At 32.2% G+C, this 726-nt stretch carries 1 protein-coding gene; it reads right to left on the reverse strand.

Features of this window, described 5'->3' with window-relative positions; translation table 11 throughout:
* Positions 1-505: 505 nt before the first annotated feature.
* On the reverse strand, positions 506-726 hold a 221-nt coding region (locus tag GNY06_RS03395; RefSeq protein ID WP_166518806.1), incomplete at its 5' end, for a transposase.

Here is a 726-nt window from a genome sequence, read left to right on the forward strand (position 1 = left end):
GTTTACAGCGAATAGAAAAAACAGCGAACCAAAAGCTCGATGACACTTTGCAATTACTCAATGAACAGCGAAATCAGGCTAGAAAAGCCAAAAACTGGCCTTTATAGAATGAGATCAGAGACCTTCTTATTGAAAAAGGTATAGAGCTAAAAGATGGGAAAGACGGAACTACTTATACGATTAGCTAATATGCTAGTAAAAAATAAAAAAACAGTTTTGAACTGATCAAAATAGCGTCCGATATACGATAGCAGCTCTTTTTTATGAATTCTTAATTTGCCGTATTAAGGTTTGTGCTCCCTAAATGGGAGCTGTTTTTATATAAATTCTATCATATTGCTCCAAAATCCTGTCCGTATTATGAATATCAGGTTCTTCTCATGTAAGCATGAATGCAGGCTTCAATTTTCTTGAAGATCATGATAAGTTTGATCTGTATAAACGCATAAAAGTGTAGTAGTTTTATTACACTTTACCAGTGGTGCATTTAATCTATACGAGTTTTTTAGTTGTTAATATTTCTATTGTTTTGTTTATTAATGCATTGTATTACAGTCATAGCCATTATCTTAGATAATATTCTGTTCTTAAAGCCATCAAAGGATTTCGAATAGTTTCTTCTAATCATAAACTGATCACATAATTGCGAAAATAAGGTTTCGATGGGCTTTCGGTATTTTCTAAAAATATAAGGCTGCGGATTATATCCATGTTGATTTTTTCGCA

Origin of the sequence: Elizabethkingia argenteiflava (genome assembly GCF_009904105.1) — a bacterium.
Lineage (GTDB): Bacteria > Bacteroidota > Bacteroidia > Flavobacteriales > Weeksellaceae > Elizabethkingia > Elizabethkingia argenteiflava.